The organism is Kitasatospora sp. NPDC059646 (genome assembly GCF_042734615.1).
Taxonomy (GTDB): Bacteria; Actinomycetota; Actinomycetes; order Streptomycetales; family Streptomycetaceae; genus Kitasatospora.
Genome location: NZ_JBHWDS010000094.1, coordinates 1 through 13,331, shown reverse-complemented (window position 1 = coordinate 13,331; position 13,331 = coordinate 1). Strand labels below are relative to the sequence as shown.

Here is a 13,331-nt window from a genome sequence, read left to right as displayed (position 1 = left end):
TGGTTGGGGGGGTTGTTTTTTTTTTAAACGTCCCGGGGGTTTCTTCCCGGGCACTCGTCGGCCTCTGGGGGGGGGGGGGACCCCGGGGGGGGGGGGGGGCGGCCGGGCCGGCCCCCCCCACGGGCCCATTGAAGGCCATCGGGAGGCCGGACGGGCTGCGCCGCTCAGTCGCGCGGCGCGGCGTCGTCCTTGCCGCCCCCGGACTCCCCGGTGGCCTGCCCGGCCTGCGGGCGGGGCTCGCCGCGGCGCACCGCGCCGGGCGCGGACCACGCCTTCGGCGCCTTGCGCCGTTCCGAGGACTCCAACTGCCAGGGTACGGACGTCACCATCACGCCGGGCTTGAACAGCAGACGTCCCTTGAGGCGCAGCGCGCTCTGGTTGTGCAGCAGGTGCTCGTACCAGTGGCCGACCACGTACTCGGGGATGTAGACCGCGACGACGTCGCGCGGCCGGTCGCGGCGCAGGTTCTTCACGTACTCGAGGACCGGGCCGGTGATCTCCCGGTACGGCGAGTCGAGGACCTTCAGCGGCACGTCGATGCCGCGTTCGTCCCACTCCTTGCGCAGCGCCGCGGTGTCGGCCGGGTCCACGTTGACGGTGACGGCCTCCAGGACGTGCGCCCGGGACAGCTGGGCGTACGCGAGGGCGCGCAGGGCGGGCTTGTGCAGCTTGGAGACCAGGACGACGGCGTGCACCCGGGTCGGCGGGGCGACGTCGTCGGGCTCCTCGGCGGCCTTCAGTTCGGCGTTGACGCTGTCGTAGTGGCGGCGGATCGCCTTCATCATCACGAACAGCACCACCATCAGCGCGATCGCGATCCAGGCGTGGCCGATCTTGGTGGCGAGCACCACGATCAGCACGGCCATGGTCATCACCAGGCCGAAGGTGTTGATCGCCCGGCTGCGCTGCATGTGGGCGCGCTTCTTCGGGTCGGTCTCGGTCTTCAGCAGCCGGGTCCAGTGCCGGATCATGCCGGACTGGCTCATGTTGAACGCCACGAACACGCCGACGATGTACAGCTGGATCAGCCGGTTCGGGTCGGCGCCGAACGCCACGATGAACAGCACCGCCGCGCCGGCCAGCAGCACGATGCCGTTGGAGAACGCCAGCCGGTCGCCGCGGGTGTGCAGCTGGCGCGGCAGGTAGCGGTCCTGGGCGAGGATCGAGCCGAGCACCGGGAAACCGTTGAAGGCGGTGTTCGCGGCCAGCACCAGGATCAGGCCGGTGGTGCCCGCGACGAAGTAGAAGCCCGGGGTGAAGTTGGAGAACACCGCCTCGGAGATCTGCGCGAGGACGGTCTTCTGGTGGTAGTCGGACGGCGCGCCGACCAGCTGCTCGGCCGGGTTCTCGGCCATCTGCGTCCCGGTCAGGTGCGCCAGGTAGATGATGCCCATGAACATCGTGACGGCGATGCTCGCCATCATCAGCAGGGTGGTCGCCGCGTTCTTGCTCTTCGGCTTGCGGAAGGCCGGCACGCCGTTGGAGATCGCCTCCACACCGGTGAGCGCGGCACAGCCCGAGGAGAACGCCTTGAGCAGCAGGAACACCAGGGCGAACCCGCCCAGTGCGCCGTTCCCGGGCGTCGCCTCCAGGTGGTACGCGGCGCTCTCCGCGGGCAGCGACGCGCCGAACCCGAAGTGCCGCACCAGGCCGTAGACCACCATGCCGAGCACGCCGACCATGAACGCGTACGTCGGCACCGCGAACGCGCTGCCGGACTCGCGCACGCCGCGCAGGTTCATGCCCATCAGCAGGATGACCACGAACACCGACAGCGCCATCTCGTGCCCGCGCAGCGCCGGCACCGCCGACACCACGTTGGCCACGCCCGAGGTGGTGGACACCGCCACGGTGAGGATGTAGTCGACCATCAGCGCACTCGCCACCACCAGGCCGGAGTTCGGCCCGTGGTTGACGGTGGCGACCTCGTAGTCGCCGCCGCCGCTGGGGTACGCGTACACGTTCTGCCGGTACGAGGCGACCACCGCGAGCATCACGATGGCGACCACGACGCCGATCTGCCAGGAGAAGTGGATCGCTCCCGCGCCGGCCAGCGACAGCGTGAGCAGGATCTCCTCGGGCGCGTACGCCACGGAGGAGAGCGCGTCCGAGGCGAACACCGGCAGCGCGATGCGCTTGGGGAGCAGCGTCTCCCCCAGCTTGTCGCTGCGCAGCGCACGCCCGATCAGGATGCGTTTCGGAAGGTCAGCAGGCATAGGCACAGCAAGGAATCGTAAGGGCTCCGGGTGGCACCCGATGCCTTCCGGGGCCACCTTGGTCGAGACTGCGTTCGGCGGACCGGCTAGCGTGTCGGAATAAGAGTTAGCGGGCAACACCTCGTTGCCCCTCGCGTCGGATCACAGGCGCGGTCGACCACTCGCCCCCGAAATCGGGGGCACGGAAGGACGATGAGCGGTGTTTACGCAGGTCATGACCCCAACGGATCGGGTGAGGTAGTCGCGTGCACATCGTCATCATGGGCTGCGGGCGCGTGGGCTCCGCCCTCGCCAGAACGCTCGAGAAACAAGGCCACTCGGTCGCGGTCGTCGACCAGGACCCGACCGCCTTCCGCCGGCTCGGCGCGGGCTTCAACGGCCGCCGGGTCACCGGCGTCGGCTTCGACCAGGACACCCTGAGGGAAGCCGGCATCGAGGAGGCGGGCGCCTTCGCCGCCGTCTCCAGCGGTGACAACTCCAACATCATCGCCGCCCGGGTCGCCCGCGAGAACTTCGGCGTCGAGCACGTCGCGGCCCGCATCTACGACCCGCGCCGCGCCGAGGTCTACCAGCGCCTGGGCATCCCGACCGTCGCCACCGTCCGCTGGACCGCCGACCAGATGCTGCGCCGGCTGCTGCCGAGCGGCGCCGAGCCGGTCTGGCAGGACCCGTCGGGCGCCGTGCAGCTCGCCGAGGTGGCGTTCGCCCCGGCGTGGATCGGCCACCGGCTGTCCGACCTGGAGGCCTCCGCCGGGGTCCGGGTGGCGTTCGTCACCCGGGTCGGCGAGGGCGTGCTGCCCACCCCGCAGATGGTGGTGCAGGAGGGCGACCTGGTGCACGTGATGCTGCGCCGCAACGAACTGCCCGCGGTCGAGGCGGCCTTCGCCAAGGGCCCCGAGGAGGCTGGTCACTGATGCGCGTCGCAATCGCCGGAGCCGGTGCCGTCGGCCGTTCCATCGCCGGAGAGCTGCTGGAGAACGGCCACGAGGTCCTGCTGATCGACAAGAACCCGAACTCCATCTCGGTGGAGCGGGTCCCGCTGGCGGAGTGGCTGCTGGCCGACGCCTGCGAGATCACCTCGCTCGACGAGGCCGCCCTGCAGCGCTGCCACGTGGTGATCGCCGCCACCGGCGACGACAAGGTCAACCTGGTCGTGTCGCTGCTCGCCAAGACCGAGTACGGGGTGCCCCGGGTGGTCGCCCGGGTGAACAACCCGAAGAACGAGTGGCTGTACAACGAGTCCTGGGGCGTGGACGTCGCCGTCTCCACCCCGCGCCTGATGTCGGCGCTGGTCGAGGAGGCCGTCAGCGTCGGCGACCTGGTCCGGCTGATGCGCTTCTCGCAGGGCAACGCCAACCTGGTCGAGCTCACCCTGGCCGCCGACACCGGCCTGGTCGGCACCCGGGTCGCGGACGTCGCCTGGCCGGTGGACACCGCGCTGGTCACCATCATCCGGGCCGGCCGGGTGCTGGTCCCCGGTGGCAGCGACACCCTGGAAGCCGGTGACGAGCTGCTGTTCGTCGCCGCCCAGGAGCGCGAGGAGGAGCTGGAGACGCTGCTCGCCGGCTGATCCGCCCGCCGTACGACGAAGGGCCCGCGCGGTGCGCGGGCCCTTCGCGGTGTCCGGGGTCACTTCCCGGCGTCGTCCGGCTTCTCGTCCTCGTCGTCGAGGACCGCCTTGATCGGCGGCGGCGCCTTCAGCAGGATCTGCCAGGTCACGTACATCGCCAGCAGCAGCGGCGGGATGCCGAGCGCGACCTTCAGCCAGCCCAGCAGGTTGACGTTGTGGGTGAAGTACAGCGGGAACAGGATCATCGGCTTCAGGCCCATGATCAGCACCCAGGCCCAGGTCGCCCGGGTGTAGGCGGCCAGCCGGCCCGGGTTCTCCTTGCGCCAGGTGAACATCTCGCCGGTGATCGGGCCGAGCATCAGGCCGATCATCGGCCAGCGCACCAGCGCGGAGATCGCCAGCGCCACGCAGTAGCCGACGTTCCAGAGCAGGCCCGGCAGGTAGAAGTCCTCCGCCTTGCCGGTCTTCATCGAGATCCAGGCGCCGATCGCCACGCCGAACACGCCGGAGAAGGCGTGCTGGATGGTCTCCCGGCGGGCCAGCCGGACCACCACGAACACCGCGCACAGGGCGAGCGCCGACCAGGCGGCGACCGGCACCTTGTGGGTGATGTTGAAGGCGACGATGAACACCAGGCCGGGCAGCGTCATGTCGACCATGCCGCGGACGCCGCCGAACGCCTTCAGCACCGTCTCGGCCGCCTCCTTGGAGGCGTCCCGCTCGTACCCGCTGCCCTGCTGGTCGTGCTGCGGTTCGGTCACCCGGATCGCCTCGGCCTCGTTGCTCACGCGGACTCGCTCCCGTGTCCCACCGGACGCAGCTCGTAGCGGGGGTTGAAGAGCACGCGGCGCCCGCGTGCGTGGCCGATCCGGCCGCTGGCGATCAGGCGGCGGCCCGGCTCGATTCCCACGATCGAGCGACGGCCCAGCCACACCACGTCCAGCGCCTCCGTCCCGTCGAACAGCTCGGCCTCCAGCGCGGGCACGCCCGCGCGGGGGCGGAGCGTGACGGTCCGCAGCGTGCCGGCCACGGTGACGATCTCCCGGTCGCCGCAGGCGGCGATCGGGGTGCAGCCCGCCTCGGCGGTGTCCTGCCGCAGCTCCTGGGCGGCCAGCTCCTCCGAGGAGGAGGTCAGCCGGCTCAGCATGCGGCGGAAACGGCCCTGCGGCTGGTCGCCGATGTTGTCACCACTCATGCCGGAAGGGTACCGGTTCGCCACCGCCCGGCGGCAGAGCACCGAGCCGGGCCCCGGCGGTCGCTCACGGCTCGAAGCGGTAGCCCATGCCGGGTTCGGTGATGAAGTGCCGGGGGTGCGAGGGGTCGGCCTCCAGCTTGCGGCGCAGCTGCGCCAGGTAGACCCGCAGGTAGTTGGTCTCCTTGCGGTAGGCCGGGCCCCACACCTCCTGGAGCAGCTGGGTCTGGCTGACCAGCCGCCCGGAGTTGCGCACCAGCACCTCCAGCAGGTGCCACTCGGTGGGGGTGAGCCGGACGTCGGCGCCCTGACGGTTGACCTTCTTGGCGGCCAGGTCGACGGTGAACGACTCGGTGGCGACCACCGGCTCGCCCTCGGCGCTGACCGGCTCGGCGCGGCGCACCGCGGCCCGCATCCGGGCCAGCAGCTCGTCCATGCCGAACGGCTTGGTGACGTAGTCGTCGGCGCCGGCGTCCAGTGCCTCGACCTTCTCGTCGGAGGCGTGCCGGGCGGACAGCACGATGATCGGCACCCGGGTCCAGCCGCGCAGGCCGCGGATCACCTCGACGCCGTCCATGTCGGGCAGGCCGAGGTCGAGCACCACCACGTCGGGGTGGCGGGCGGCGGCGAGTTCCAGGGCGCTCGCGCCGTCGTGCGCGGAGTCCACCTCGTACTTGCGGGCCTTGAGGTTGATCACCAGGGCGCGGACGATCTGCGGTTCGTCGTCCACCACGAGGACCCGGGTCATGCGGGACCGGCCTTTCCGTTGTCAGCGTGGTCGTGCAGGTCGACGGCGGGCAGGGAGACCACCATGGTCAGCCCGCCGCCTGGGGTGTCCTCGGCGGTGACGGTGCCGCCCATCGCCTCGGCGAAGCCGCGCGCCACCGCGAGGCCGAGGCCCACGCCGGTGCCGCGCGGGGCGTCGCCGTAGCGCTGGAACGGGGCGAAGATCCGCTCCCGGGCCTCCTCGGGGACGCCCGGCCCGCGGTCGACGACCCGCAGCTCGACCCGGCGGGACCGCCGCAGCAGGTCGGCCTTCACCAGGACCGGGCTGCCCGGCGGCCCGTACTTGACGGCGTTCTCCACCAGGTTGGCCAGCACCCGTTCCAGCAGCCCCGCGTCGGCGCGCACCATCGGCAGCGACTCCGCCACGTCCAGCCGCACGCTGCCGGGCGGCACGCCGCCGAGCGCGAACGGCACCACCTCGTCCAGGTCGGTGGGTTGCAGCAGCGGGGTGACGGTGCCGGTCTGCAGGCGGCTCATGTCCAGCAGGTTGTTGATCAGGTGGTCGAGGCGGTCGGCGCCGGACTCGATGCCGGCCAGCAGTTCGGCCTCGTCCTCCGGGTCCCACTCGACGTCCTCGGCGCGCAGCGAGGTGACGGCGGCCTTGATCCCGGCCAGCGGGGTGCGCAGGTCGTGCGAGACGGCGGCGAGCAGCGCGGTGCGGATCCGGTTGCCCTCGGCCTCGCGGCGGGCGGCGGCGGCCTCCCCGGCCAGCCGGCGGCGCTCCAGCAGGACGGCGGCCTGGTTGGCGAACGCGCCGAGCATCCGCCGGTCCGCCGCGGGCAGCACCCGGCCGCGCAGCACCAGGGCGAGGCGTTCGCCGACCGGCACGTCCACGTCGGCCTGCTCGGGACCGGCCGGCGGGCGCGGGCCGACCGCGGCGGCGGCGTGCCAGGGGCCGTGCGGGTCGGTGCGTTCGACCAGGGCGACGGCCTCCTGCTGGAAGGTCTCCCGGACCTGCTCCAGCAGCGCCGTCAGCACGCCCTCGCCGGTGGGGGCGCCGCGCAGCACGGTGCCGGCCAGCGCGGAGAGCGTCTGCGCCTCGGCCTGCGCGCGAGCCGCCTGGTGGCTGCGCCGGGCCGCCAGGTCGACGACGGTGGCGACCGCGATGCCGACCGCGGCGAAGATCGCCACCGCCATGATGTTCTGCGGCTCGGCGATGGTGAAGGTGTGGATGGGGGGCGCGAAGTAGTAGTTGAGCGCCGAGGAGGAGACCAGCGCGGACGCTATCGCCGGGAACAGGCCGCCGACCAGTGCCGCGCACACCGTCAGCGACAGGAACAGCAGCATGTCGGTGGACAGCCCCTGGTCGTGGAACCGGCTGAGCACCAGCGCCAGCAGCGGCGGCCCGGCCACGCCGATCAGCCAGCCCGCCACCGTCCGGGTCCGGCCCAGGTCGGTGACCTTGCGGATCGGGATCCGCCCCCGGCCGAGCGCCGCGTGCTCGTGGTTGACCATGTGGACGTCGATGTCCCCGGAGTCGCGGGCCACCGTCAGGCCGACGCCCGGACCGTACACGTACTGCCAGACCTTGCGGCGGCTGGTGCCGATCACGATCTGGGTGGCGTTGACGCCGCGCGCGAAGTCCAGCAGCCCGGCCGCCGGGTCGTCGCCGAGCACCGAGTGGAAGCTGCCGCCGAGGCTCTCCACCAGCGCACGCTGCTCGATCAGGGCCTGCGGCGAGGAGCCGGACAGCCCGTCGGAGCGCGAGATGTGGACGGCGAGCAGTTCGCCGGCACTGGCCCGGGCGGCGATCCGGGCGGCCCGGCGGATCAGCGTGGCGCCCTCCGGGCCGCCGGTCAGGCCGACCACGATCCGTTCGCGGGCCTGCCAGGTGCCCTGGATGCCCTGCTCGGCCCGGTAGCGCTGCAGGTACTCGTCGACCCGGTCGGCCGTCCACAGCAGCGCGAGTTCGCGCAGCGCCGTCAGGTTTCCGGGCCGGAAGTAGTGGGCGAGCGCCGCGTCGACCTTCTCCGGCGCGTACACGTTGCCGTGCGCCAGGCGGCGGCGCAGCGCCTGCGGCGACATGTCGACCAGCTCGATCTGCTCCGCGCGCCGCACCACGTCGTCCGGGACGGTCTCCCGCTGCCGGACGCCGGTGATGCCCTCGACCACGTCGCCGAGCGACTCCAGGTGCTGGATGTTGACGGTCGAGATCACGTCGATTCCGGCCGCCAGCAGTTCCTCGACGTCCTGCCAGCGCTTGGCGTGCCGCGAGCCGGGGACATTGGTGTGGGCGAGCTCGTCGACCAGCACGATCGCCGGGTCGCGGTCCAGCACCGCGTCCAGGTCGAGTTCGGTGAACTCGGCGCCGCGGTGAACCATGGTGCGGCGCGGGACGATCTCCAGGCCGTCGAGCAGTTCGGCGGTGCGGGCGCGTCCGTGCGTCTCCACGAAGCCGACCACCACGTCCGCGCCGCGGTCGAGGCGCCGGTGCGCCTCGGCGAGCATGGCGTACGTCTTGCCGACGCCCGGGGCCGCCCCGAGGTAGATCCGCAGCCGGCCGCGGCCCGTGTGCACCATGCCTTGAGATTACGGCCTGCGATCGTAATATCCGCTGATCAGGCTGCCTTCGGTGGAGAATTGTCAACTTCTTGACGTCCGTTGCTCCAGAATGCCGACCGGAACGATCGACCCAAGGGGGAACCACCATGCGCGGACTCGTACTCGGCGGCGGCGGACTCGCCGGCATCTCCTGGGAGACCGGCCTGCTCCACGGCCTCGCCGAAACCGGCCTCGACCTCCCCGCCACCGCCGACCACATCCTCGGCACCTCCGCCGGCGCCACCGTCGCCGGCCAGCTCGCCTCCGGCCTCCCGCTCGCCGAACTCCACCGCCGACAGACCGACCCCGCCCTCCAGAACCACGAGATCGTCCCGCCCACCGAAGCCCTCGGGACGCTCCTCGACACCATCAACACCCTCACCGCCGAGATCACCGACCCCGCCGAACTGCGCCGCCGGATCGGCCGGCTCGCCCTCGACGCCGACACCGTCCCCGCCGCCGAACGGCACGCCGTCATCGCCGGACGCCTCCCCGCCCACGACTGGCCCGCCCGGCCCCTCACCCTCACCGCCGTCGACGCCGACACCGGCGAACCCCGCACCTTCGACCGCCACAGCGGTGTCCCCCTGGTCGACGCCGTCGCCGCCAGCTGCGCCGTCCCCGGCATCTGGCCCACCGTCGAGATCGACGGCCACCGGTACATGGACGGCGGCATGCGCAGCTGCAACAACGCCGACCTGATGACCGGTCAGCAGACCGTCCTGGTCATCGCCCCGCTCACCGACCCCTACCTCGCCGCCGAGCTCGACACCCTCCGGGCCACCGGAACGGTCCTCGCCGTCACCCCCGACGAGGACTCGCTCGCCGCCTTCGGCGTCAACCCCCTCGACACCGCCGTCCGCGCCCCCTCCGCCCGGGCCGGCCACGCCCAGGCCCTGAGGATCGCCGACCAGGTCCGCGACTTCTGGGCCTGACACCACCGGCTACTCGACGATCCTGCCGTCCCGCAGCTCCAGCACACTGTCCGCCAGGTCCATGAGCTGCGGGTCGTGCGTGGCCACCAGCGCCGTCACACCCTCGCTGCGCACCACCGCCCGCAACAGCTCCATGATCGCCATGCCGGTGTCCGAGTCCAGCTGCCCCGTCGGCTCGTCCGCGATCAGCAACGCCGGCTCGTTCGCCAACGCCCGCGCCACCGCCACCCGCTGCTGCTGGCCTCCCGACAGCTCCGTCGGCCGCTGCGCCGCATGGTCCGCCAGACCCACCAGTGCCAGCAGCGAGCGCACCCGCTCCTCGCGCTCCTTCACCGCGACCCGGCGCAACCGCATCGGCACCCCGACGTTCTCCGCCGCCGTCAGCACCGAGATCAACCCGAACGACTGGAACACGAACCCGATCCGGTCCCGCCGCAACGCCAGCCGACCCGCCTCGTCCAGACCCGACAGGTCCATCCCGGCAATGCTGATCCGCCCCGCCGACGGGGTGTCCAGCCCGCCCACCAGGTTCAGCAGCGTCGTCTTCCCCGACCCCGACCGGCCCCGCAGCGCCGTCAACTCCCCCGCCTTCGCGGTGAACGACACCCCCCGCACCGCGTGCACCGCCCGGTCCCCCGCACCGAACGTCCGGTGCACGTCCTCCACCACTACCATCGCGCCGCTCACCCGCGCACCTCCGCACCCTCCGCGCGCCACACCCCGATGTGGTCCTCCTCCAACGCCAGCCGCACCCGACGGCTCAGCCCCAACGCCTCCGTGAAGTCCTGCGGCAACTGCAACCGGCCCACCCGGTCCAGCACCGCGTACTCCACCCCCGGCTCCCCCCGGTCCGGACGCAACACCTCCGTGGACGTCCGCCCGTTGCGGATCCGCACGGTACGACGCACCTCCTGAGCCACCATCAGGTCGTGGGTGACGATCAGCACCGTCACCCCCAACTCCTCGTTCACCGACCGCAGTGCCGCGAAGATCTCCTCGCTGGTCGCACTGTCCAGCTCACCCGTCGGCTCGTCCGCCAGCAGCAGCGCCGGCGAGTTCGCGTTCGCCACCGCGATCGCCACCCGCTGCTGCTCACCGCCCGACATCTCCGCCGGACGACGCCCCGCCAGGTGCTCGATCCCCAACAGGCCCAGCAGGTCCGACGCCTGCCGCCGCCGCTCCTGCCGCGCCACCCCCGCGTACCCCATCGGCAGCATCACGTTCTCCAACGCCGTCAGGTACGGCAGCAGGTTCCGCGCCGTCTGCTGCCAGACGAACCCGACCGTCCGGCGCCGGAACGCCAACCGCTCCCGCTTGTCCATCGCCAGCAGATCGTGACCCGCCACCCGGGCACGGCCCGCCGTCGGCACGTCCAGCCCCGCCAGGATCCCCAGCAGCGTCGACTTCCCCGAACCCGAGGCGCCCACCACCGCGATCAACTCGCCGTCCTCGACCGTCAGATCGAGCCCCTGCAGGGCCTGCACCTCGACGCCCTCGGACCGGTGGATCCGCACCAGGTTCTCGCACACCACCATGCCCTCGTCCGGCGGCGGTCCCGCGGCGGCCGCGCGCCTGCGCAACTCCTCCAACCCCGGCACGACCGGCACGCCCACGGTCTCAGCCCCCACGGCACTCCCCTCCGACCGCCGAGCCCGGGGCTCACCGCGGCCTGCGATCCGGCCGACACCCGGCCGGGCGGCCGGGGCAGTCCCCTGTTCTGCCCCGACCACCCGACCCGGCGTCCCCCCGGCGGGCCACCACCCCGATCGGCGGCGGCCTCACCACACCAACGCGGCCCGGCGAAGTCCGGTTGCACGGGTTCCCGGACCAATTTCGAAACTTCCCGGAGGCCCCGGCCCGGCCCGGGCGGACACGACACTGTGACTGCCGCGGACCAACGCGCGGCCGGACGCCGGGAGTTGCCCGGCGCCCTGCCCGACCCGCCTGTCCTGCTGCTCAGCTCGCCGGTGACGCCCGGCACGCCGTGGCCGCTCAGCCGACCGTTCCCGCTCAGCCCACCGTCTGTGTCGAGGCGGGCAGGCGCAGGAACTGCTGAGCCGCTGTCTGGAACGACTCCGACAGCCCCACCGCCGGCACCACCCCCGGACCGCCGCGACGGACCGCCATCACCGCCAACGTCGTCCCGGTGATGTGCACCGCCACCTCCTCCGCGTACGCCACCGGCTGCCGAACCGCCAACGCCACCACCGCGCCGACCTGCTGCTCCACCTTCCAGCCCGCCCCCGAACTCACGCAGTCCGCGCCCGCCAGCAGCCGGGTCGCCTGGTTCTCCGCCGCCAGCGGCGAACCGAACCGCAGCACGAACTGCTGCGCCGACGCCTCCGCATGCCAGGCGTCCACGTACCGCTCGCCCCAGATCTGCAACGCACCCGACGTCTGGACCAGGCGCGACACGCACCCGTCCGCGAACGCGTCGGCGGCCGGACTCGCCGACCCGCCCGACCCGCCCGGTTCTCCCGAGGGCGACGGGCCGCTGCCGACGGCCGAGTTGGGGCTCGGGGACCGGCCGACGGTGCCGGGCACACCCGGGGAGCCGGTCGCACCCGGGGAACCTGCCGTACTCGGGGAACCGCTCGCCGACGGGCCGGGTGACGAAGGCGCCGACGGCTGACCCGTCTCCTGATCCGCGGGCCGGTCCGCCGACGAGACCGCCTTCCACGGGCCGTACCCGCCCAGCACGCTCGGCAGCCGCGACACGTCCAACACCAGTGCCCGCACCGCCGGATCGGCCGACGCCAACGGAGCCCACCCCGGCGCGCCCACCACCGACGGCACCTGCGGTTCCGGCAGCGGCACCGGCAACGGCACGTCCACCGTCGGCTTGCCCGCCGCAGCCGTCGGCGGCACCGGATACCCCGCCACCCCGTGCCCCGTCGGGCCGGGCAGCACCGTCACCACCGACCACAGGACCGCGACACCCAGTGCCGCCGCCCCCACCACCACGCCCGTCCGACGCCGACGGCGCGCCGCCCCCCGACGCGCCACCTCCGCGCTCGCCGGCACCGGCACCGCCAGCACCACCTCGCGCCGCAGCCCGTCGAACATCGCCTCCAGCCGGGCAGCACCGATCGCCGGACGGTCCTCCGCACTCGGAAGCTCCGCCGTCACCGGCTCCGACTCGGGCCTAGACATGCGAACCGCAGTCCTCCGCCACCCTCACCCGATTCCCCGTCAGCTCCACGGCCCCGTGCTCCCCGTCACCGCTACCCGTCAACTCCTGCCCACCACCGGTCCGTTCACCCGCGGCAGTCGCCGGACCCGACCGCAGCGGCGCGACCATCGGCTCCTCCCCGACCGCCGCCGGCTCTTCCCCCAACAACACCGCCAACGCCTGCCGCCCCCGGTGCAGCCGCGCCTTCACCGTCCCCACCGGCACCCCCTCGTCCGCGGCGATCTCCGCCACCGAACGACCCCCCATGTGATGCCACACCAACGCCGACCGCTGTGCCTCCGGCAACTGCCGCAGCGCCTCCACCAACGCCACCGTCTCCGGCCCCGGCCCCGGAACCGGCAGATTCGCGTCCCCGTGCCGGATCCAACTCTGCAAAGCCGTCCGCGCCCGCCGCCACCGACTGATCGCGATCCGCTGCCCCGTCAGCCGCACCCACGCCACCGGGTTCTCGTGCGACACCAGCCGCCCCCAGTGGTTCCACGCCCGGACGAACGCCTCCTGGGCGGCGTCCTGCGCCTCACCCAGATCACCCGTCAGCGCGTACAGGTGCGCGACGAGCTGACCGTACGCGGCCTCGTAGAACACCCGAAAGTCGTCGCCGCCCCGGCCGGCTCTTCCGCCGGCCCCCTCGCCCTGCTCCACGACCATGACGCCACAGTGTGCCGTGCACCGAACCACCCGGCAACAGGTCCCGCGACGCCTCCCGCACGGCATTCGGGGATTCTGCGCGCCGACCGTACCCGGCCGAAAAAACTCCGGAAATGCGAGAAAGCCCCCCGCCGTGAGGCGGGGGGCTTTCCCTGAATAATTGTTCGGCGGCGTCCTACTCTCCCACAGGGTCCCCCCTGCAGTACCATCGGCGCTGTGAGGCTTAGCTTCCGGGTTCGGAATGTAACCG

The 13,331-nt window shown here is 72.6% G+C and carries 12 protein-coding genes and 1 rRNA gene; 3 read left to right on the top strand and 10 right to left on the bottom strand.

All coding sequences use genetic code 11. The annotated features are described in order from the left end of the window. Positions 1–164: 164 nt before the first annotated feature. Complete coding sequence (locus tag ACFV1L_RS35805) at positions 165–2,216, bottom strand: APC family permease (RefSeq protein WP_380374351.1); 2,052 nt, start codon at positions 2,214–2,216, stop codon at positions 165–167. Positions 2,217–2,461: 245 nt separating this feature from the next. Here ACFV1L_RS35805 and ACFV1L_RS35800 point away from each other — a divergent pair, with 245 nt between their 5' ends. Both ACFV1L_RS35800 and ACFV1L_RS35795 read left to right on the top strand, forming a co-directional pair. Then, on the top strand, positions 2,462–3,130 hold the full coding sequence (locus tag ACFV1L_RS35800; protein WP_380374349.1) for a potassium channel family protein: 669 nt from the start codon (positions 2,462–2,464) through the stop codon (positions 3,128–3,130). Beyond that, on the top strand, positions 3,130–3,786 hold the full coding sequence (locus ACFV1L_RS35795) for a TrkA family potassium uptake protein (protein ID WP_035862848.1): 657 nt from the start codon (positions 3,130–3,132) through the stop codon (positions 3,784–3,786). Before ACFV1L_RS35800 ends, ACFV1L_RS35795 begins: the two co-directional genes overlap by 1 nt. 59 nt (positions 3,787–3,845) lie before the next feature. On the opposite strand, the gene ACFV1L_RS35790 is transcribed toward ACFV1L_RS35795, so the two are convergent. The 4 genes from ACFV1L_RS35790 to ACFV1L_RS35775 all read right to left on the bottom strand — a co-directional run bounded on the left by ACFV1L_RS35790 (position 3,846) and on the right by ACFV1L_RS35775 (position 8,284). Then, complete coding sequence (locus tag ACFV1L_RS35790) at positions 3,846–4,574, bottom strand: DUF3159 domain-containing protein (protein ID WP_380374346.1); 729 nt, start codon at positions 4,572–4,574, stop codon at positions 3,846–3,848. After that, the gene (locus ACFV1L_RS35785; RefSeq protein WP_073812423.1) at positions 4,571–4,981 is read right to left on the bottom strand and encodes an OB-fold nucleic acid binding domain-containing protein; all 411 of its coding nucleotides are present in this window, start codon (positions 4,979–4,981) and stop codon (positions 4,571–4,573) included. Before ACFV1L_RS35785 ends, ACFV1L_RS35790 begins: the two co-directional genes overlap by 4 nt. Positions 4,982–5,045: 64 nt before the next feature. After that, positions 5,046–5,726: a response regulator gene (locus tag ACFV1L_RS35780; protein WP_035862852.1), complete on the bottom strand. Its 681-nt coding sequence runs from the start codon at positions 5,724–5,726 to the stop codon at positions 5,046–5,048. Continuing rightward, the gene (locus ACFV1L_RS35775) at positions 5,723–8,284 is read right to left on the bottom strand and encodes an ATP-binding protein (protein WP_380374343.1); all 2,562 of its coding nucleotides are present in this window, start codon (positions 8,282–8,284) and stop codon (positions 5,723–5,725) included. Before ACFV1L_RS35775 ends, ACFV1L_RS35780 begins: the two co-directional genes overlap by 4 nt. 128 nt (positions 8,285–8,412) lie before the next feature. Between ACFV1L_RS35775 and ACFV1L_RS35770 the strand changes: the two genes are divergently transcribed. Next, positions 8,413–9,240, top strand: a complete 828-nt coding sequence (locus tag ACFV1L_RS35770; protein ID WP_380374340.1) for a patatin-like phospholipase family protein — start codon at positions 8,413–8,415, stop codon at positions 9,238–9,240. A gap of 9 nt (positions 9,241–9,249) precedes the next feature. On the opposite strand, the gene ACFV1L_RS35765 is transcribed toward ACFV1L_RS35770, so the two are convergent. The 5 genes from ACFV1L_RS35765 to rrf all read right to left on the bottom strand — a co-directional run. Continuing rightward, complete coding sequence (locus tag ACFV1L_RS35765) at positions 9,250–9,915, bottom strand: ABC transporter ATP-binding protein (RefSeq protein WP_380374354.1); 666 nt, start codon at positions 9,913–9,915, stop codon at positions 9,250–9,252. An 8-nt stretch (positions 9,916–9,923) separates the two neighbouring features. After that, complete coding sequence (locus ACFV1L_RS35760; RefSeq protein ID WP_380374337.1) at positions 9,924–10,868, bottom strand: ABC transporter ATP-binding protein; 945 nt, start codon at positions 10,866–10,868, stop codon at positions 9,924–9,926. Positions 10,869–11,250: 382 nt separating this feature from the next. Continuing rightward, on the bottom strand, positions 11,251–12,393 hold the full coding sequence (locus ACFV1L_RS35755; protein WP_380374336.1) for a hypothetical protein: 1,143 nt from the start codon (positions 12,391–12,393) through the stop codon (positions 11,251–11,253). Continuing rightward, a complete protein-coding gene (locus tag ACFV1L_RS35750; protein WP_380374334.1) occupies positions 12,386–13,081 on the bottom strand; it encodes a SigE family RNA polymerase sigma factor in 696 nt (231 codons plus the stop codon). The genes ACFV1L_RS35755 and ACFV1L_RS35750 overlap by 8 nt, the downstream gene beginning before the upstream one ends. A gap of 162 nt (positions 13,082–13,243) precedes the next feature. After that, positions 13,244–13,331, bottom strand: a 5S ribosomal RNA gene (rrf, locus tag ACFV1L_RS35745); the annotation flags it as partial.